This window comes from Streptomyces viridiviolaceus (genome assembly GCF_014650995.1).
Lineage (GTDB): Bacteria > Actinomycetota > Actinomycetes > Streptomycetales > Streptomycetaceae > Streptomyces > Streptomyces viridiviolaceus.
Genome location: NZ_BMWA01000003.1, coordinates 431,299 through 450,723 on the forward strand (window position 1 = coordinate 431,299; position 19,425 = coordinate 450,723).

Sequence of the window (19,425 nt, forward strand, 5' to 3'; positions counted from 1 at the left end):
AACCCGTGCGTACGCTCTGTGCATCGACCCTTATCGGCGAGTTCTTCGTCATCGGCTTCGCCGGGCTGGTCGCCATGAAGGACCCGGACCTGTCCATGGGGACGGTGTGGACGGTCAGCGGTATCGCGATGTTCCTGTGCCTGGTGCTGTGCGGCGGGGTGACCCGGCCCGGCGGCATCGCCTTCGGCTGGGCGCTGCAGATCGCGCTCGTCGCCTCCGGGTTCGTCGTGCCGACGATGTTCTTCCTCGGCGTCGTCTTCGCGGCCCTGTGGTGGGCCTCGGTGCACTACGGGCGGAAGATCGACGAGGCGAAGGCGAGGTTCGCGGCCCAGTCCGACGCGTCTACACCTGACGCTGCGTGACGGGCGCTCCGACACGCCCGGTAACCTCAGTCATCACCTCGCACAACCTCACATTCCAAGGAGCCCCGTCGTGACCCAGCGCACCCTCGTCCTCCTCAAGCCCGACGCCGTCCGTCGTGGCCTGACCGGCGAGATCATCAGCCGTATCGAGCGCAAGGCCGGCTGGCAGATCACCGCGCTGGAACTGCGCACCCTGGACACCGACACCCTGGAGCAGCACTACGGCGAGCACAAGGGCAAGCCGTTCTACGAGCCGCTGGTGGCGTTCATGTCCTCCGGCCCGGTCGTGGCGATGGTCGTCGAGGGCGAGCGGGTCATCGAGGGCGTGCGCGCCCTGGCCGGTCCGACCGACCCGATCGCCGCCGCCCCCGGCTCCATCCGCGGGGACTACGGCGTGATCGTCCGGGAGAACCTGATCCACGCCTCGGACTCCGAGGAGTCCGCCGAGCGCGAGCTGAAGATCTTCTTCCCGGGCCGCGTCTGAGCCCTTCGGGATACTGACACACTTTTTTTCTGACGCCGCGTCAGCCATTCGGCGCATCGTCGACCTGGGCGGCCGCACAAAAGCGGCCGCCCCGCGGCATATGCGTGCCGATCGGGGGAACGGATGCCACCGTTGGCCCGTCTCCACAAGCGAGGCGCTGCGCCATCTGCTGACAATGGCGAAGACCCTCGCGCAGTGTTCGCGAAAGCGCGTCTACGATGGAAGCCTTCACGTCACTGCACCCACCTCGCCTACCTGAAAAGCCCTCAAAAGCTCGTGGGAAGGCCAGTCGAATCCTGATGGGGAACTCAATGTCGTTCATCGGCCGTGACATGGCTGTCGACCTCGGGACCGCCAACACGCTGGTGTACGTCAGGGGTCGCGGAATCGTACTCAACGAGCCGTCCGTCGTCGCGATCAACACCAACACCGGTGGCATCCTCGCGGTCGGTGCCGAAGCGAAGAAGATGATCGGGCGCACGCCCGGCAACATCGTTGCCGTGCGTCCGCTGAAGGACGGCGTCATCGCCGACTTCGAGATCACCGAGCGGATGCTCCGCTACTTCATCCTGAAGATCCACAAGCGGAGGTACCTGGCTCGTCCGCGGGTCGTCGTCTGTGTGCCCTCGGGCATCACCGGCGTCGAGCGCCGCGCCGTCATCGAGGCGTCGTCCCAGGCCGGCGCCCGCCAGGTGCACATCATCGAGGAGCCCATGGCCGCGGCCATCGGCTCCGGCCTGCCGGTCCACGAGGCCACGGGCAACATGGTGGTCGACATCGGCGGCGGCACCACGGAGGTCGCGGTCATCTCCCTCGGCGGCATCGTCACCGCCCAGTCCATCCGCGTCGCGGGCGACGAACTGGACAACGCGATCATCCAGCACGTGAAGAAGGAGTACAGCCTTCTTCTGGGTGAGCGCACGGCCGAACAGATCAAGATCACGATCGGTTCGGCGTACGACCTCGACACCGACGAGCACACCGAAATCCGCGGCCGGGACCTCGTCTCCGGGCTGCCCAAGACGGTCGTCATCTCCGCCGCCGAAGTGCGCAAGGCGATCGAGGAACCCGTCAACGCCATCGTCGACGCCGTCAAGACGACCCTCGACAAGTGTCCGCCCGAGCTGTCCGGCGACATCATGGACCGGGGTATCGTCCTGACCGGCGGCGGCGCGCTGCTGCGCGGCCTCGACGAGCGGCTGCGCCGGGAGACCGGCATGCCGATCCACATCGCCGAGGACCCGCTGGACAGCGTGGCGCTGGGCTCCGGAAAGTGCGTGGAGGAGTTCGAGGCGCTCCAGCAGGTGCTGGACGCGCAGCCCCGCAGATGACGTAACACTTCGGTTCCGCCGTACGAGACGATCTCCTCTCGTGCGGCGGATCGTTGATATAGAGACACAGAGACATACAGACATGAGGCCGTCCACAACGTGCGCTCCCGGGCGGCCCGGGGCGTCGGCCCTGCAACAGCTGAATCCCCCCAATTCCTGAACACCGCAACGAATTTCCCGAATTCCGACGAGGAAGGCACGGCCGCCGCACGTGAGGGACACGAAAGAGAGCCGGCTGCTCCTGGTGCTGCTGATCGCCGTCGCGTTCGCACTGATCACGGTGGACATCCGCGGCGGGGAGGATTCACCGGTCGACGGTGCCCGGCAGGCCGCGGCCACCGTCTTCGGCCCGATCGAGAACGGGGTGTCGGCAGCGGTCGACCCGGTCGGCAACGCGGTCTCCGCGATCCGCGACTCGGGTGACCGGCACGACCGGCTCGCCGAACTGGAGACGGAGAACGCGGCCCTGAAGGCGAAGCTCGGCAGCGACGACCGCGGCCGCAGCCGCCTGAAGCAGCTCGACAAGATGCTGAAGCTCGCCGGCGCGGGCCAGTACGGCATCAAGGGCGCCCAGGTCATCGCCATAGGAGCCGCGCAGGGCTTCTCCTGGACGATCACCATCGACGTCGGCGCGAACGACGGCATCAAGCGGGACATGACCGTCCTCAACGGCGACGGACTGGTGGGGCGCGTGACGACCGTCGGCCCGAACACCGCCACCGTGCTGCTCGCCAACGACCCCGACTTCACCGTCGGCACCCGCATGGAGGCCGGTGACGAACTCGGCTTCGCCTCCGGCCAGGGCGACCGCCCGCTGCGCGTCGAACTCCTCAACGGCAAGGCCGACGTGAAGAAGGGCGACCGCCTCGTCACCTTCGGCTCCCAGGCCGACAAGCCGTTCGTGCCCGGCGTGCCCGTCGGCGTCGTCTCCCGCGTCGACCCCTCCGGCGGCGACCTGACCCGCACGCTGTACGTCACGCCCTACGTCGGCTTCACCAAGCTCGACATCGTCGGCGTCGTCGTCCAGGCCCCGAAGAAGGATCCGCGCGACACGGTGCTACCGGACAAGCCCCAGCCGAAACCCACGCCTACCGTGACGGTGACCGTGACCCCGTCCGCCGAGGCGCCCGCCGACGGCGAGTCGCAGCCCGAGCAGCCCGAGCAGTAGGAGCTTTCAGTCCCATGCGCGTCAACCGGATCCTGCTCTCCGTCTCCCTGGTCGTCGTCGCCCTGGTGATCCAGGTGAGCATCCTCGCCCGTCTCCACCTGCCCGGTGCCGTCCCCGACCTGCTGCTGCTCACCGTCCTCGGCCTCGCCCTGGTCTACGGCCACGTCGGCGGCGCCCTCATCGGGTTCGGCGCCGGACTGCTCGCCGACCTCGCCCCGCCCGCCGACCACGCCGCCGGCCGCTACGCCCTGGTGCTCTGCGTCATCGGCTATCTCGCCGGGCTCGCCAAACCGGACAACGGCCGGCTCAGGTCCGCCACCGGCCCCATGGTCGTGGTGGTCGCGGCCGCCATCGGCACCACCCTGCTGTACGCCGGCGTCGGCGCCCTCGTCGGCGACACGGCCGCCCGCCATGTCGGCCTGCCCGGCCTGCTGTTCACCGCCGCCCTGTACGACCTGCTGCTCGCCCCCTTCGTGGTCCCCGGCATCATGGCCCTGGCCCGCCGCGCGGAGAACGACCCGCTGGCCGAGGCCAACTCCGCCGCCCGGACCACGGACATCTCCTCCGGCTGGCTCTCCTCGGGCACCGGACTGCGCATCGGCAGCCAGCGCGGCGGACTGCGGGTGAAGGCGGCGCGGGCGCGGGTCGCCCGGGCCGGACGCATCAAGGGGGTCAAGCGGCTGTGACGACGACGTCCCGCCCGTACGACCGCGCTGTGACGGCAACTGCTCACTCGTACACCCGCGTCGATGCGTACGCACTCTGAGAGGGGGAGGCAGCCGCAGTGACCAACATTCCCGAGACCGGTCGGAGCACCCGCGTCCAGACCCGGCTCGTCGTCATCCAGATCCTCGTCCTCTCCCTCCTCGGGACCCTCGGCGGCCGGCTCTGGTACCTCCAGATCCGCCAGGGCGACGAGTACGCCAAGGAGGCCAGCGGCAACCACGTCCAGCAGGTCGTCCAGCCCGCCGTACGCGGCTCGATCCTGGACGCGCGCGGTGTGGCGCTCGCCGACAACGAGACCCGGCTCGTCGTCTCCGCCTCCCGTACCGACCTGCTGAAGATGAAGGACGACGGCAAGGCCGTCCTGACCAAACTCGCCGGCGTCCTGGGCATGAAGCCCCAGGAGGTCATGGAGAAGGTCCGGCTGTGCGACGCCGAGACGCCGCAGCCGTGCTGGAACGGCTCGCCCTACCAGCCGATCCCCATCACCGACGAGGCCACCCCCAAACAGGCCCTGCAGATCCGCGAGCGTGCCGAGGACTTCCCCGGCATCACCGCCGAGCCCCAGGCCGTACGCCGCTACACCAGCCCCGGCAAGGCCAACACCGCCCAGGTCCTCGGCTACCTCTCGCCGGTCACCGACGAGGAGATCCAGAAGGCCCAGGACACGGAGTCGCCCTACCTGCGCTCGGACCAGGTCGGCCGTTCCGGCCTGGAACGCCAGTACGACAAGGCGCTGCGCGGCAAGGCCGGCGTCACCCGCTACGAGGTCGACAACCTCGGCCGCGTCATCGGCCAGGCCGAGTCCGACGCCGCCCAGCCCGGCTCCAACCTCGTCACCAGCATCGACTCCCGCGTCCAGCGGGTCGCCGAGTACGAGCTGAACGAGGCGATGAAGGCCGCCCGCAAGGAGATGGACCGCAACACCGGCCGGACCTACGAGGCCGACGCCGGCGCGGTCGTGGTGATGGAGGCCAAGACCGGCCGCGTCGTCGCCATGGCCTCCAACCCGACGTACGACCCCAACGCCTGGGTCGGCGGCATCTCCGCCGCCGACTACAAGAAGCTCACCGGCAAGGACTCCAACTACCCGCTGCTCAACCGGGCCACCCAGGGCCAGGCGGCCCCCGGCTCCATCTTCAAGGTGGTCTCCTCGGCCGCCGCGGTGGAGGCCGGCTACGACTTCGACGGCCGCTACGACTGCTCCAGCTCCTACTCCGTCGGCGGTCAGGTCTTCAAGAACTTCGAGTCGGCCGACAACGGCGCGATCACCATCGGCCGCGCGCTGGAACTCTCCTGCGACACCGTCTACTACCGCCTCGCGCACGAGGAGTGGAAGAAGGACGGCGGCATGAACCCCAAGAAGCCCAACGACTACTTCTACAAGGCCGCCCACCAGTTCGGCCTCGGCAAGGAGACCGGCATCGACCTGCCGAACGAGGTCACCGGCCGCGTCCCCGACCGGCAGTGGAAGCAGGAGTACTGGGAGGCGAACAAGGACGCCTGGTGCAAGACGGGGAAGAAGGACGGTTCCTACGTCGAGAAGATCTCGTACGAGAACTGCCTCGAGGGCAACAAGATGCGCGCCGGTGACTCCATCAACTACTCCATCGGCCAGGGCGACACCCTCGTCACCCCCATCCAGATGGCCACCATCTACGCGGCCATCTCCAACGGCGGCACCCTGTACGACCCCACCATCGGCAAGGCGGTCGTCAGCCCCGACGGCAAGCAGGTCGACGAGATCGAGCCCCGGTCGCACGGCAAGCTGCCGATAAGCAAGACCACGCTGGCCAAGATGGACGACGCCCTCGCGGGCGTCGCCACCCGCGGTACCGCCGCCTGGCGGTTCGGCGGCTGGCCGCAGGACAAGATCCCGATGCACGCCAAGACCGGTACCGCCGAGGTCTACGGCAAGCAGACCACGTCGTGGTTCGCCACGTACACCAAGGACTACGCGATCGTCATGACGATCTCCCAGGGTGGTACGGGTTCCGGCGCCTCCGGTCCCGCCGTCCGCAACATCTACGACGCGCTGTACGGCGTGTCGGACGACGGGGCGATCGACAAGAAGAAGGCGCTGCTGCCCGAGCCGGTGAAGACCCTGCCGAAGATCAAGGCGGACGGCACCATCGCCTCGCCGAAGGTCTCCAAGGACCCGGTGAAGGACCTGCAGCCGACGGACGGGGCCTCGGAGGCCGCCACCGAGCAGGGCGGGAACGCACCCGCCGACCCGCAGGACCAGCAGGCGACCGTGAACCCGCCCGACACGGGCAACCGGCAGACCCGAAGGCGGAAGCGGAGGGCGCGCGCATGACCGGGGCGAACAGTTTCCAGGTCTCCGGGTACGGGCCCGAGCGAGCCGGCTGGACCCGGCTGTTCGCCCGGGACTCGATGACGCGGCGGCTCGACTGGCCGATACTGCTGTCCGCGACCGCGCTGTCGCTGATGGGCGCGCTGCTGGTGTACTCCGCGACCCGGAACCGCACCGAGCTCAACCAGGGCGACCCGTACTACTTCCTGGTCCGGCACCTGTTGAACACCGGTATCGGGATCGCCCTGATGATCGCCACGATCTGGCTGGGCCACCGGACGCTGCGCACGGCCGTGCCGGTGCTGTACGGCGCGTCCGTGTTCCTGATCCTGCTGGTGCTCACGCCGCTCGGCTCGACCATCAACGGCGCGCACTCCTGGATCAAGCTGCCCGGCGGATTCTCCCTGCAGCCCTCGGAGTTCGTGAAGATCACGATCATCCTGGGCATGGCGATGCTGCTGGCGGCGCGGGTGGACGCGGGAGACCGGCCGTACCCGGACCACCGGATCGTGCTGCAGGCGCTGGGCCTGGCCGTCGTACCCATGCTGATCGTGATGCTCATGCCCGACCTCGGGTCGGTCATGGTCATGGTCATCATCGTGCTGGGCGTACTGCTCGCCTCCGGTGCCTCCAACCGGTGGGTGTTCGGGCTGCTCGGCGCGGGGGCGACCGGGGCGATCGCGGTGTGGCAGCTGGGGATCCTGGACGAGTACCAGATCAACCGCTTCGCGGCGTTCGCGAACCCCGAGCTGGATCCCGCGGGCGTCGGCTACAACACCAACCAGGCGCGCATCGCGATCGGGTCCGGGGGGCTGACGGGCTCCGGTCTCTTCCACGGGTCGCAGACGACGGGCCAGTTCGTGCCGGAACAGCAGACGGACTTCGTCTTCACCGTCGCCGGCGAGGAGCTGGGGTTCCTCGGGGCCGGTCTGATCATCGTGCTGCTCGGTGTGGTGCTCTGGCGCGCGTGCCGGATCGCCCGGGAGACGTCCGACCTGTACGGCACGATCGTCGCGGCCGGGATCGTGGCGTGGTTCGCCTTCCAGACCTTCGAGAACATCGGCATGACCCTGGGCATCATGCCGGTGACCGGCCTGCCGCTGCCGTTCGTGTCGTACGGCGGGTCGTCGATGTTCGCCGTGTGGATGGCGGTGGGGTTGCTGCAGTCGATCACGGCGCAGCGGCCCATGTCGGCGTAGGCCTGTGGCGCTTGGGCCGGGGTGCCTGCGGGTGCCTGTGGCGCTTGGGCGGGGGTGCCTGCGGGTGCCTGCGGCGCTTGGGCGGGGTGCCTGCGGCGGCCTGTGCGGGTGCGGTGGGGGTGCGTGTGGCGCCATCGGTTGGGTGGTGGGTCGGGGCCGTGCCGGGGGGTGTCCGTCCTCGGAACGGCGCGGAATCGGTGGGTGACCATCTGACTGGCGTTGACGCGCCAACCGCTGCGGGCGGACACCCCCCGACACGTCCCCTTCTCGCCGTACGCGACTGCGGGTCCGTTCGACCGCGGGCTGCCGCGCCGCCGTCGTGCCGCGTTACCGCGGGCAGTCGTGCCTCCCCCAGTGCCTGAACGGCCTGGGAGGTACCCCCAGGGGCGGCACGGGTGGGCGCGGCGGCACCCCACAGGCGCCGGGTTGCGCGACGCACCTCCGGCCCGCACTCACGCCGTGCAACCGGCGAATGCCGGACCAGCGCATCCATGCCGGGTGACCCACGCCGGACCAGTGGCGCACCCCGTGACCCACCGCCCATCCGCCGCTAGATTCACCACATGGCGGACACCAAGCGCGAGGTCGAGCGGAAGTACGAGTCGGACGACAGCGGCCTGCCCGACCTGACCGGCGTCGCCGGTGTCGCGGCCGTCGTCGACAAGGGCGTCGCCCACCTCGACGCCACCTACTACGACACCGCCGACGAACGCCTCGCCGCGTCCTCGATCACCCTGCGCCGCCGCACCGGCGGCTCCGACGCCGGCTGGCACCTGAAACTGCCCGTCGCCCCGGACGTCCGGGACGAGATCCGCGCCCCGCTCTCCGACAGGGTCCCCCGCGCCCTCGCCGGCCTCGTCCGCTCGCGCGTTCGCGACCACGCCCTGTCACCCGTCGTCCGCCTGCGTTCCGACCGCGACGTCCGCCACCTCGTCGACGCGGACGGCGGGCTCCTCGCCGAGGTCAGCGTCGACGCCGTCCACGCCGAACGGCTCTCCGGCGGCGCCGCCCAGTGGACCGAGATCGAGGTGGAGCTCGCCGACGGCGTCGACACCGCCTTCCTCGACAAGGTCGACAAGCGGCTGCGCAAGGCCGGCGTGCGCCGCTCCGCGGCCGCGTCCAAACTGGCCCGCGCCCTGGCAGACACGGCGCCGAAGAAGCGCCGGATGGCGAAGGAGACCCCGGCGCCCGTCACCGCCGGCGACCACGTCCTGGCCTACCTCCGCGCACAACGGGACGCTCTCGTCGAGCTCGACCCCGCCGTACGGCGCGACGTGGCGGACTCCGTGCACCGCATGCGCGTCGCCACCCGCAGGCTGCGCAGCGCTTTCCGGTCGTACGGCAAGGTCCTCGACCGGGCGGTGACCGACCCGATCGGCGCGGAACTGAAGTGGCTCGCCGCCGAGCTGGGCGCCGGACGCGACCAGGAGGTGCTCACCGAGCGGCTGACCGCGGCGGTGGACGAGCTGCCCCGCGCTCTGCTCTCCGGCCCCGTCCGCACCCGGCTGCGCACCTGGTCGCACGCCCGGCGCGGCGGCTCCCGGCGCCGGCTGACCGCCGTACTCGACGGCCCTCGGTACCTGGAGCTGCTCGACGCGCTGGACGCCCTGATCGACGGGCCGCCGCTGCGGGGGCCGGCCTCGGGACGGCCGAAGAAGGTGATCGGCGCTGCCGTGCGGAAGGACTTCGCCCGCCTGTCCTCGCTGGTCGAACAGGCCCTCGCCCAGCCGGCGGGGCAGGAACGCGACCTGGCGCTGCACGAGGCCCGCAAGCAGGCCAAGCGGACCCGGTACGCGGCCGAGGCGGCGTCCGGGGCGCTCGGGGACGCGGCGGGCGCACTGGTGGCATCGATGAAGTCGCTCCAGGGGCTGCTCGGCGACCACCAGGACAGCGTGATGGCCCGAGAGGCGCTGCGCGACCTGGCCCGGCAGGCGCACGCGGCGGGGGAGAGCACCTTCACCTACGGGGTGCTCTACGGGCGCGAGGAGCGGCGCGCGGCGGACGACGAGGCGGCGCTGCCCGGGACGTGGGAGGCGGTCCGCGGCGGGACGGTCCTCTGAGGCGGTGCGGGGGACCTCCTGCGTCGGGTTAGTCTGGATGGTCACCCCTGTCAGCACACGAAGGTTCCGTGAGATGCCTGCCGAAGCCGCCGAGTCTGTGTTCCCGCAGCTCGAAGCTCTGCTCCCGCATGTGCAGAAGCCGATCCAGTACGTCGGCGGAGAGCTCAACTCCACGGTCAAGGACTGGGACTCCTGCGACGTCCGCTGGGCCCTGATGTACCCGGACGCCTACGAGGTCGGTCTGCCCAACCAGGGCGTCATGATCCTCTACGAGGTACTGAACGAGCAGGAGGGCGTCCTCGCCGAGCGCACCTACAGCGTGTGGCCGGACCTGGAGGCGCTGATGCGGGAGCACCGCGTCCCGCAGTTCACCGTGGACAGCCACCGTCCTGTGCGCGCCTTCGACGTGTTCGGGCTGTCGTTCTCGACCGAGCTCGGCTACACGAACATGCTGGCCGCCCTGGACCTGGCCGGCATCCCGCTGGAGTCCAAGGACCGCGGGATCGACGACCCGGTCGTCCTGGCCGGCGGGCACGCGGCGTTCAACCCCGAGCCGATCGCCGACTTCATCGACTGCGCGGTCATCGGCGACGGCGAGCAGGCCGTCCTGGAGATCACCGCGATCGTCCGTGCCTGGAAGGCGGAGGGCCGGCCCGGTGGCCGCGAGGAACTCCTGCTGCGCCTGGCGAGGACGGGCGGGGTGTACGTCCCCGGTTTCTACGACGTCGAGTACCTGCCGGACGGCCGTATCGCCCGTGTCGTGCCGAACCGCTCGGGCGTGCCGTGGCGGGTCAGCAAGCACACGGTGATGGACCTCGACGAGTGGCCCTACCCCAAGCAGCCCCTGGTGCCGCTGGCCGAGACCGTCCACGAGCGCATGTCGGTGGAGATCTTCCGCGGCTGCACCCGCGGCTGCCGTTTCTGCCAGGCGGGCATGATCACCCGTCCGGTGCGGGAGCGCTCGATCACCGGCATCGGCGACATGGTCGAGAAGGGCCTGAAGGCGACCGGCTTCGAGGAGGTCGGTCTGCTGTCGCTCTCGTCCGCCGACCACAGCGAGATCGGTGACATCGCCAAGGGCCTCGCGGACCGCTACGAGGACGACAAGATCGGCCTGTCGCTTCCCTCCACCCGCGTCGACGCCTTCAACATCGACCTGGCCAACGAGCTGACGCGCAACGGCCGCCGCTCCGGCCTGACCTTCGCCCCCGAGGGCGGGTCCGAGCGCATCCGCAAGGTCATCAACAAGATGGTCTCGGAAGAGGACCTGATCCGTACCGTCGCGACGGCGTACGGCAACGGCTGGCGCCAGGTGAAGCTGTACTTCATGTGCGGTCTGCCCACCGAGACGGACGACGACGTCCTGCAGATCGCCGACATGGCGACGCGCGTGATCCAGAAGGGCCGCGAGGTCTCGGGCTCCAACGACATCCGCTGCACCGTGTCGATCGGCGGCTTCGTCCCCAAGCCCCACACCCCCTTCCAGTGGGCCCCGCAGCTGTCGGCCGAGGAGACGGACGCCCGGCTGCAGAAGCTGCGCGACAAGATCCGCGGCGACAAGAAGTACGGCCGTTCCATCGGCTTCCGCTACCACGACGGCAAGCCCGGCATCGTCGAGGGCCTGCTGTCGCGCGGTGACCGGCGGGTGGGCGCGGTCATCCGCGCCGTCTACGACGACGGCGGCCGCTTCGACGGCTGGCGCGAGCACTTCTCCTACGACCGCTGGATGGGCTGCGCCGACAAGGCCCTGGCGGCGTACGGCGTCGACGTCGACTGGTACACCACCCGCGAGCGCTCCTACGAGGAGGTCCTCCCGTGGGACCACCTCGACTCCGGCCTCGACAAGGACTGGCTCTGGGAGGACTGGCAGGACGCCCTCGACGAGACCGAGGTCGAGGACTGCCGCTGGACGCCCTGCTTCGACTGCGGTGTGTGCCCCGCCATGGACACGGAGATCCAGATCGGCCCGACCGGCAGGAAACTGCTGCCGCTGACGGTCAAGAAGGCCGCGCCGACGGGCTGAGCGGCCCGCGGAGTGGCGTACATCACGATGCATGTGTGACGTACAGTCAGTTTGCGTGATTTCGGAGGATGGACGAGATCACGAACGCGGTCTTACATGACTGAGGTCGGGGTCCGCCGGTGTGCCGGCGGACCCCGACCTCAGTCAGTTCCGGTCGGACCATCCCTAGGACGGCAATGAAGGCACGCAACAGGACCGCGTCGTATCCCGAACGTCTCAGACGCCTCGGACGGAGCACCCTGGGCAGGGCGGCGGCGCTGCTCGGGACGGCACCGTTGCTGCTCCTGACCACCGCGCCGGCGAACGCGGTGGTCGGCAGCCCCGCCGGTGGAACCGGTTACGGCTTCACCGCGCGGCTGCTGCTCGGAGACCACGAGCGGGCCTGCTCGGGTGCCCTGGTCTCCCCCGAGTGGGTTCTCACGGCCGCCAGTTGCTTCGCCGTCGACCCGGTCGCCGACCTCACGGTCCCGGCCGGCGCGCCCCGGGTGAAGACCGTCGCCACCGTCGGTGGCGACCAGGCCCGTGACGTCGTGGAACTCCGGCCCCACGGCGAGCGTGACCTCGTACTGGCCCGCCTCGCCCAGCCGGTGACGGGTGTCACCCCCGTCGCCGTCGCCACCGCGGCGCCCGCCGCCGGCCAGGAACTCGTCGTGGCCGGCCACGGCCGCACGGCGCAGGAGTGGGCACCGCTCGACCTGCACACCGGGACGTTCTCCGTCAGCGCGGTCGACGGCGGCGACGTCACCCTCAGCGGAGTGGACGGCGCCGCCGTCTGCCAGGGCGACGCCGGCGGACCCGCCGTCCGCACCGTCGACGGCAGGCCGACGCTCGTCGCGATCAGCAGCCGCTCCACCCAGGTGGGGTGCTTCGGCGTCGACACCGCGGAGGGAACACCCAGCGAGGCGATCAGCACCCGGGTCGACGACCTGCGCGAGTGGGTCGCCGCCAACGCCGTAGCGACCCCGCTCTCCGACTACGACGGCGACGGCCGCAGCGACGTCGGCGTGCTCTACGACAACGGCCGGCAGGCCGACGGCACCAACCGCACCGCGTGGTGGACGTTCGCCAGCACCGGCACCGCCTTCGGCGAGCCGACGCGGAAATGGGACAGCAGCGGTTCCACCAGTTGGGACTGGAGCCGGTCGAAGGTCGTTTCGGGTGACTTCGGCGGTGACGGCCGCGGTGACGTAGCGGTGCTGTACGACAACGGCACCCAGGCGGACGGTGCGAACCGGACCACGTTGTGGACGTTCTCCAGCACCGGTACTGGTTTCGGTGCGCCGGTGAAGGTCTGGGACAGCAGTGGTTCCACCAGTTGGGACTGGAGCCGGTCGAAGGTGGTCTCCGGTGACTTCGACGGTGACGGTCGTGGTGATGTGGGTGTGCTGTACGACTACGGCACGCAGGCCGATGGTGCGAACCGTACGGGGCTGTGGACGTTCTCCAGCACCGGTACCGGTTTCGGCAAGCCGGTGAAGGTCTGGGACAGCAGTGGTTCCATCAGCTGGGACTGGGACCGGTCGAAGGTGGTCTCCGGTGACTTCGACGGTGACGGCCGTGGTGATGTGGGTGTGCTGTACGACAACGGCACGCAGGCCGATGGTGCGAACCGGACCACGTTGTGGACGTTCTCCGGCACGGGGTCGGGTTTCGGTGCGCCGGTGAAGGTCTGGGACAGCAGTGGTTCCACCAGTTGGGACTGGGACCGGTCGAAGGTGGTCTCCGGTGACTTCGACGGTGACGGTCGTGGTGATGTGGGTGTGCTGTACGACTACGGCACGCAGGCCGATGGTGCGAACCGTACGGGGCTGTGGACGTTCTCCAGCACCGGTACCGGTTTCGGCAAGCCGGTGAAGGTCTGGGACAGCAGTGGTTCCATCAGCTGGGACTGGGACCGGTCGAAGGTGACCGCCGGTGACTTCGACGGCGACGGCCGCGGCGACGTAGCGGTGCTGTACGACAACGGCACGCAGGCGGACGGTGCGAACCGGACCACGTTGTGGACGTTCTCCAGCACCGGGACCGGCTTCGGCAAGCCGGTGAGGACCTGGGACAGCACCGTGTTCGGCAGCTGGAACTGGGGACGCAGCGAACTCGCCTGACCAGGCGCTCCGTACCGGCGCGGGCCCCTGAGGCAGGCCCGCGCCGGGTGCGGCGGACACCGTACGGCCGCCCCGAGAAGGCCCGGCCGGTGGCCCGGCGGGAACCTTCGCGCGCCGAGGCACGTACTCTTGGTAGCAGTACGACCGCACTCACGAAGGACTGAACGACACTGGGCAAGCGACAGCCCGAAGGCCCGCCGCCGGTACCCGCGGTACAGCGCATCCGACTGCGTTACACCAAGCGCGGCCGCCTCCGGTTCACCAGCCACCGTGACTTCCAGCGCGCTTTCGAGCGTGCGCTGCGCCGTGCCGAGGTGCCGATGGCGTACTCGGCAGGGTTCACACCGCACCCGAAGGTGTCGTACGCCAATGCCGCACCCACCGGCACGGGCAGTGAGGCGGAGTATCTGGAGATCGCGCTCACCGAGGTGCGCGACCCGGAGCAGCTCAGGCTGCTCCTCGACGAGTCGCTGCCCACCGGGCTCGACATCGTCGAGGCGGTCGAGGCCCGGACCTCCGGGCTCGCCGACCGGCTGACGGCTTCCGTGTGGGAGCTGCGGCTGGACGGCGTGGAGCCGGCGGACGCCGAGCGTGCCGTCGCCGCCTTCGAGGCGGCCGAGACCGTCGAGGTGCAGCGCAGGACCAAGAACGGCGTCCGCACCTTCGACGCCCGCTCCGCCGTCGTGGGTCTCCAGAGCTCACCAAGTCATCGTTCGCCGGCTGATAGGCCGACCGACCAGCCCTGTGCGATACTGCGGCTGGTTGTTCGGCACGTGACGCCTGCCGTACGACCCGACGACGTCCTGTCCGGTCTCCGCGCCGTGGCCGACCTGGCGCCGCCGGTCCCCGCAGCGGTGACCAGGCTGGCGCAGGGGCTGCTCGATGAAGAGACCGGCACGGTGACCGACCCGCTCGCGCCCGACCGCGAGGCAGCAGCGACCGAGCCCCAGACGGCCGGCGCCACTGCCGCCGCGACGGCGCCGGCGTAAGGAAGGTCCCGCGTAGGGACGGACGTCGTAGCGCCGCCCTCGAACTCGGGAGCCACCTGGGTCGGGCAGCGCACCGACCACAAGACTTTCGCCAGGCCGTGCACGACAAGGCGTACGGAACCGGCGAGACAGGACACAGAGAGCTCCCGAGCGGCGCCCGCGCCCCGGACGGCGGCAACCGCGCACCGCGCGAGCCGCGGACGTCACCGGATGTCGACACGGTCGACGCCGGACCAGGTGCGGCGCCCGGGAGCCTGACGGGAGAAACGCCCGCATGCTCGGACCGAACGAATCCACAGAGCCCGTGAAGGGCTCCGCATCGAACACCCCCAGCGACACCCTGCCGCCGCGTCGTCGGCGCAGGGCCGCGTCCCGGCCGGCGGGTCCGCCGGCCGGCTCCTCCGACACCCCGGCGGAGACCGTCGCGCCGGCCGTGGCGTCGGCCGCGGCCGACGAGGTGGCCGAGGAGACCGTCGAGGAGACCGCGGTCACCACGGTGGCCTCGGAGCCCGAGGTCCTCGCCGGTGAGGTCCGCAAGGACGAGGACGAGAAGAAGGACGGCGGTGAGCCCGCCTCCGCGGCCCGCCCCCGTCGTCGCGCGGTGCGCCGCGCCTCCGCGCCCGCCGGTTCCCCGGCGGCGGCGGAAGCGGCCGAGACCGTCGTCCCGGTGGCCCCCGCCGCCGAGGCCCCGGCCCAGGCCGAGCCGGCCGCCGCCGAGACTCCCGAGCCCGCCGAGGACGCCGCTCCGCGGCGTGCGCGTCGTCGTGCCAAGCGCACGGTGACGTCGCCGGCCGCGTCTGCTGCTGCCGAGGTGCCGGAGACGGCTCCGGAGCCCGCGGAGACGGTGGTGCCGGCCGAGGCCGCGGAGACTCCCGAGCCCGCCGAGGATGCCGCTCCGCGGCGTGCGCGTCGTCGTGCTACGCGCACGGTGACGTCGCCGGCCGCGTCTGCTGCTGCCGAGGTGCCGGAGACGGCTCCGGAGCCCGCGGAGACGGTGGTGCCCGCCGAGGCCCCCGAGCCCGCCGAGGACGCTGCTCCGCGGCGTACCCGGCGCCGGGCCACGCGGCGCGTGTCCGTCCCGGCCGCCGAGGCCGCGCCCGCAGCCGAGGCTCCTGAGGCTCCTGAGGCCGCCCAGGCCATCGAGGCCACCGTGCCCGCCGAGGTCCCCGCCGCCGAGACGCCGGAGGACGCCGCACCGCGTCGTACCCGCCGTCGAGCCACCCGCAAGGCCGCCGGCGGTTTCGCCGCGCCGGCGCAGACCGCCGCGGCGGCGTCCGACGAGACGGACACGCCGCCGCGCCCGGCGCGCCCCGCCGTCGCCGTGTTCCAGCCGCCCGTGTTCGCCGAGCCCAAGTTCCAGACGCCCGAGCGGGCCGCCGCCGAAGCGGCCGCCGAGGCGGCCGAGGCCGAACCGCCGCAGGCCCCCGAGGAGACCGACGAGTTCCCGGAGGAGCAGCCCACCGGCTCGCGCCGCCGTCGCCGTCGCCGGGGCGCCGGTCCCGACGAGGGCGCCGAAGAGCGTGCCGCCGCCGAGACCACCGGCGAGGAGGAGCCCGAGGCCGAGGCCGACGAGACGGAGGAGGAGGACCACGGCGAGGACGCCGAGGCCGAGGAGTCCGGTTCGCGCCGCCGCCGTCGCCGGGGCGGCCGTCGCCGCCGCCGGGGCGAGTCCGCCGACGCCGACTCCGCGGACACCACCGACACCGACGTCGAGCGCGCCGCCGCGGAGCAGGCCGCCCAGGACGCCGAGGACACCGCCGAGCAAGCCGAGGAAGACGCCGAGGAGGGCGAGGAGGCCACGGGCGAGAGCGGCTCCACCAGCAGCCGGCGCCGGCGCCGCCGTCGTCGCCGTGCCGGTGACGCCTCCGGCGAGGCCGAGCCCTCCGCCGACGACCCCGAGCGCACCGTCGTCAAGGTCCGCGAGCCCCGCAAGGCCGCCGAGCCGTCCGACGAGGTCCAGTCCATCAAGGGCTCGACCCGCCTGGAGGCCAAGAAGCAGCGCCGCCGGGAGGGCCGCGAGCAGGGGCGCCGCCGCGTTCCGATCATCACCGAGGCCGAGTTCCTGGCCCGCCGCGAGGCCGTCGAGCGCGTCATGGTCGTCCGCCAGCACGGCGACCGAACGCAGATCGGCGTCCTGGAGGACGGCGTGCTCGTCGAGCACTACGTCAACAAGGAGCAGTCGACCTCGTACGTCGGCAACGTCTACCTCGGCAAGGTGCAGAACGTGCTGCCGTCGATGGAGGCCGCCTTCATCGACATCGGCAAGGGCCGCAACGCCGTGCTCTACGCCGGTGAGGTCAACTTCGAGGCGCTGGGCATGGCCAACGGCCCGCGCCGCATCGAGTCCGCCCTCAAGTCCGGCCAGTCGGTCCTCGTGCAGGTCACCAAGGACCCGATCGGCCACAAGGGCGCCCGGCTGACCAGCCAGGTCTCCCTCCCCGGCCGCTACCTGGTCTACGTGCCCGAGGGCTCGATGACCGGCATCAGCCGCAAGCTGCCCGACACCGAGCGGGCCCGGCTGAAGACCATCCTCAAGAAGATCGTCCCCGAGGACGCGGGCGTCATCGTGCGCACCGCCGCCGAGGGCGCGAGCGAGGACGAGCTGCGCCGCGACGTCGAACGCCTCCAGGCGCAGTGGGAGGAGATCCAGAAGAAGGCCAAGAACGGCAACGCGCCGACGCTGCTGTACGGCGAGCCGGACATGACCGTCCGGGTCGTGCGCGACATCTTCAACGAGGACTTCTCCAAGGTCGTCGTCAGCGGCGACGATGCCTGGTCGACCATCCACGGTTACGTCTCGCACGTCGCCCCGGACCTCGCCGACCGGCTGTCCAAGTGGACCTCCGAGGTCGACGTCTTCGCCACCTACCGGATCGACGAGCAGCTCGCCAAGGCGCTGGACCGCAAGGTCTGGCTGCCCAGCGGCGGTTCGCTGGTGATCGACCGGACCGAGGCGATGGTCGTCGTCGACGTCAACACCGGCAAGTTCACCGGTCAGGGCGGCAACCTCGAGGAGACGGTCACCAGGAACAACCTGGAGGCGGCCGAGGAGATCGTGCGCCAGCTGCGGCTGCGCGACCTCGGCGGCATCATCGTCATCGACTTCATCGACATGGTGCTGGAGTCCAACCGGGACCTGGTGCTGCGGCGCCTCCTGGAGTGCCTGGGCCGGGACCGTACGAAGCACCAGGTCGCCGAGGTGACCTCGCTGGGGCTCGTCCAGATGACCCGCAAGCGGGTCGGCCAGGGGCTGCTGGAGTCGTTCTCGGAGACCTGCGTCCACTGCAACGGCCGCGGTGTCATCGTCCACCTCGACCAGCCGACCGTCGCCGGGAACGGCGGGGGCAAGCGCCGCAAGCGGGCACGTGCCGGTGCCGCCGAGCAGCCGCACGAGCACGAGGCCGTGGCCGCCGTCGAGACCGTCCCGACGGCGGAGCAGGAGGCGGAGACCGAGTCCGAGGCCGAGGTGGCCGCCGAGGTGGCCGAGCCGGTCGCCCTTCCGGCGCCCGACTTCGGCGCGGACGAGGAGCTGTACAGCAGCGCCGCCGAGGCCGAGGCCGCCGCCACGCGCGGCCGCAGCCGGCGCCGGGTCAGCCGGCGGGCGTCCGCCCCGGCGGGTGCCCCGAAGGCGGCGAAGGACGAGGCCGCGAGGAACGGGCGTCCGGCGCAGGCCGCGGTGCCGACCGCGCAGGACGTCACGGCCCAGGAAGAGGTCGAGCGTCCGGTGCTGCGGGAGTCGGCCGCCGAGGTGCTGGCCGAGCCCGCGGCCGTCGAGGACGCGGTATCCGGCGCCCCGGCCCCGGCGGTCACCGAGGCCCCGGCCGTCACCGGGGCTCCGGCCGAGGAGGAGGCGGCCCCCAAGGGCCGCACCCGCCGTCGGGCGACCCGGAAGGTCTCCGCACCGGCCGGTTCCCCCGAGGGTGCCGAGGCCGCCGTGGTGACGGTCGCCGAGACCGCGCCGACGGCGACCGCCGAGACCGAGCCGCGCGAGCCGGCCGAGGAGGCACCGGCGCCCGCCGCCGCGGAGCCCGCCGCCCCGGCCCGTCCGCGGCGCCGGGCGGTACGGAAGCCCACCACGCCCACCGCGTCCGAGGAGGCGGCCGTCGTGGTCGTCCCGTCGGCCCCGGCGGAGGAGACGCCCCAGGCGCCCGTGGAGGAGGCCGCCGAGGAGCCGGCCCCGGCCAAGAAGACGGCCCGCAAGACGGCCAAGAAGGCCACGGCGAAGAAGGCCGCCACCAAGAAGACCGCGGCCAAGAAGACGGCCGCGAAGAAGGCCACGGCCAAGAAGGCGGCGGCCAAGACGACGACCGCGAAGAAGGCCACGGCCAAGAAGGCGGCGTCGAAGAAGACCGCGGCGGCCGCCCAGCAGGCGCCGTCCTCGGTCAGCGCCGCCACCGACGAAGGCTGACGTAGCCGCTGCTGAACGTGTGGTCCTGTCCGGTTCGGACAGGACCACACGTGTCCCCGGAACAACCCCTGCAAGGAGAGAAGCCCGCGATGATAGGCCTCGTGCTCGCGGCCGGCGCCGGACGGCGTCTGCGCCCCTACACCGACACCCTGCCGAAGGCCCTGGTGCCGGTGGGGCCCGAGGGAGCGGAGGACGGCATCACGGTGCTGGACCTGACCCTGGGCAACTTCGCCGAGGTGGGTCTGACCGAGGTCGGGATCAT

At 71.3% G+C, this 19,425-nt stretch carries 13 protein-coding genes; all 13 read left to right on the forward strand.

Features of this window, described 5'->3' with window-relative positions:
- The first annotated feature begins 5 nt into the window (after positions 1-5).
- Positions 6-362, forward strand: coding sequence for a DUF4233 domain-containing protein (locus tag IE260_RS05950; protein ID WP_189869396.1), 357 nt, complete (start codon positions 6-8; stop codon positions 360-362).
- A gap of 70 nt (positions 363-432) precedes the next feature.
- Positions 433-846, forward strand: coding sequence for a nucleoside-diphosphate kinase (gene ndk / locus IE260_RS05955; protein WP_188179371.1), 414 nt, complete (start codon positions 433-435; stop codon positions 844-846).
- 311 nt (positions 847-1,157) lie between these two features.
- On the forward strand, positions 1,158-2,177 hold the full coding sequence (locus IE260_RS05960; protein ID WP_028422119.1) for a rod shape-determining protein: 1,020 nt from the start codon (positions 1,158-1,160) through the stop codon (positions 2,175-2,177).
- A gap of 211 nt (positions 2,178-2,388) precedes the next feature.
- Complete coding sequence (gene mreC, locus IE260_RS05965; RefSeq protein ID WP_189869397.1) at positions 2,389-3,345, forward strand: rod shape-determining protein MreC; 957 nt, start codon at positions 2,389-2,391, stop codon at positions 3,343-3,345.
- Positions 3,346-3,359: 14 nt separating this feature from the next.
- Positions 3,360-4,031: a rod shape-determining protein MreD gene (gene mreD, locus IE260_RS05970; RefSeq protein WP_189869398.1), complete on the forward strand. Its 672-nt coding sequence runs from the start codon at positions 3,360-3,362 to the stop codon at positions 4,029-4,031.
- 98 nt (positions 4,032-4,129) lie between these two features.
- Positions 4,130-6,385 carry a penicillin-binding protein 2 gene (mrdA, locus tag IE260_RS05975; protein ID WP_189869399.1) on the forward strand — a complete coding sequence of 752 codons (2,256 nt, stop codon included), beginning with the start codon at positions 4,130-4,132 and terminating at the stop codon, positions 6,383-6,385.
- Positions 6,382-7,581 carry a rod shape-determining protein RodA gene (gene rodA, locus IE260_RS05980; protein ID WP_189869400.1) on the forward strand — a complete coding sequence of 400 codons (1,200 nt, stop codon included), beginning with the start codon at positions 6,382-6,384 and terminating at the stop codon, positions 7,579-7,581. Before mrdA ends, rodA begins: the two co-directional genes overlap by 4 nt.
- Positions 7,582-8,144: 563 nt before the next feature.
- On the forward strand, positions 8,145-9,641 hold the full coding sequence (locus tag IE260_RS05985) for a CYTH and CHAD domain-containing protein (protein WP_189869401.1): 1,497 nt from the start codon (positions 8,145-8,147) through the stop codon (positions 9,639-9,641).
- Positions 9,642-9,714: 73 nt separating this feature from the next.
- A complete protein-coding gene (locus tag IE260_RS05990; protein ID WP_189869402.1) occupies positions 9,715-11,664 on the forward strand; it encodes a TIGR03960 family B12-binding radical SAM protein in 1,950 nt (649 codons plus the stop codon).
- Positions 11,665-11,840: 176 nt separating this feature from the next.
- Positions 11,841-13,766, forward strand: coding sequence for a trypsin-like serine protease (locus tag IE260_RS05995; RefSeq protein ID WP_189869403.1), 1,926 nt, complete (start codon positions 11,841-11,843; stop codon positions 13,764-13,766).
- 170 nt (positions 13,767-13,936) lie between these two features.
- Entirely contained in the window at positions 13,937-14,755 is an 819-nt protein-coding gene (locus IE260_RS06000) for a TIGR03936 family radical SAM-associated protein (protein WP_189869426.1), read from the forward strand.
- A gap of 274 nt (positions 14,756-15,029) precedes the next feature.
- Complete coding sequence (locus IE260_RS06005) at positions 15,030-19,163, forward strand: ribonuclease E/G (RefSeq protein WP_189869404.1); 4,134 nt, start codon at positions 15,030-15,032, stop codon at positions 19,161-19,163.
- A gap of 89 nt (positions 19,164-19,252) precedes the next feature.
- On the forward strand, positions 19,253-19,425 hold a 173-nt coding region (locus IE260_RS06010; protein WP_268254912.1), incomplete at its 3' end, for a sugar phosphate nucleotidyltransferase.

Excerpts from the sequence above, each read along its gene's own strand:
- IE260_RS05960 (WP_028422119.1), top strand. The coding sequence starts at position 1,158 with ATGTCGTTCATCGGCCGTGACATGGCTGTCGACCTCGGGACCGCCAAC.
- mreD (WP_189869398.1), top strand. The coding sequence starts at position 3,360 with ATGCGCGTCAACCGGATCCTGCTCTCCGTCTCCCTGGTCGTCGTCGCC.
- rodA (WP_189869400.1), top strand. The coding sequence starts at position 6,382 with ATGACCGGGGCGAACAGTTTCCAGGTCTCCGGGTACGGGCCCGAGCGA.
- IE260_RS05985 (WP_189869401.1), top strand. The coding sequence starts at position 8,145 with ATGGCGGACACCAAGCGCGAGGTCGAGCGGAAGTACGAGTCGGACGAC.
- IE260_RS05990 (WP_189869402.1), top strand. The coding sequence starts at position 9,715 with ATGCCTGCCGAAGCCGCCGAGTCTGTGTTCCCGCAGCTCGAAGCTCTG.
- IE260_RS05995 (WP_189869403.1), top strand. The coding sequence starts at position 11,841 with ATGAAGGCACGCAACAGGACCGCGTCGTATCCCGAACGTCTCAGACGC.
- IE260_RS06005 (WP_189869404.1), top strand. The coding sequence starts at position 15,030 with ATGCTCGGACCGAACGAATCCACAGAGCCCGTGAAGGGCTCCGCATCG.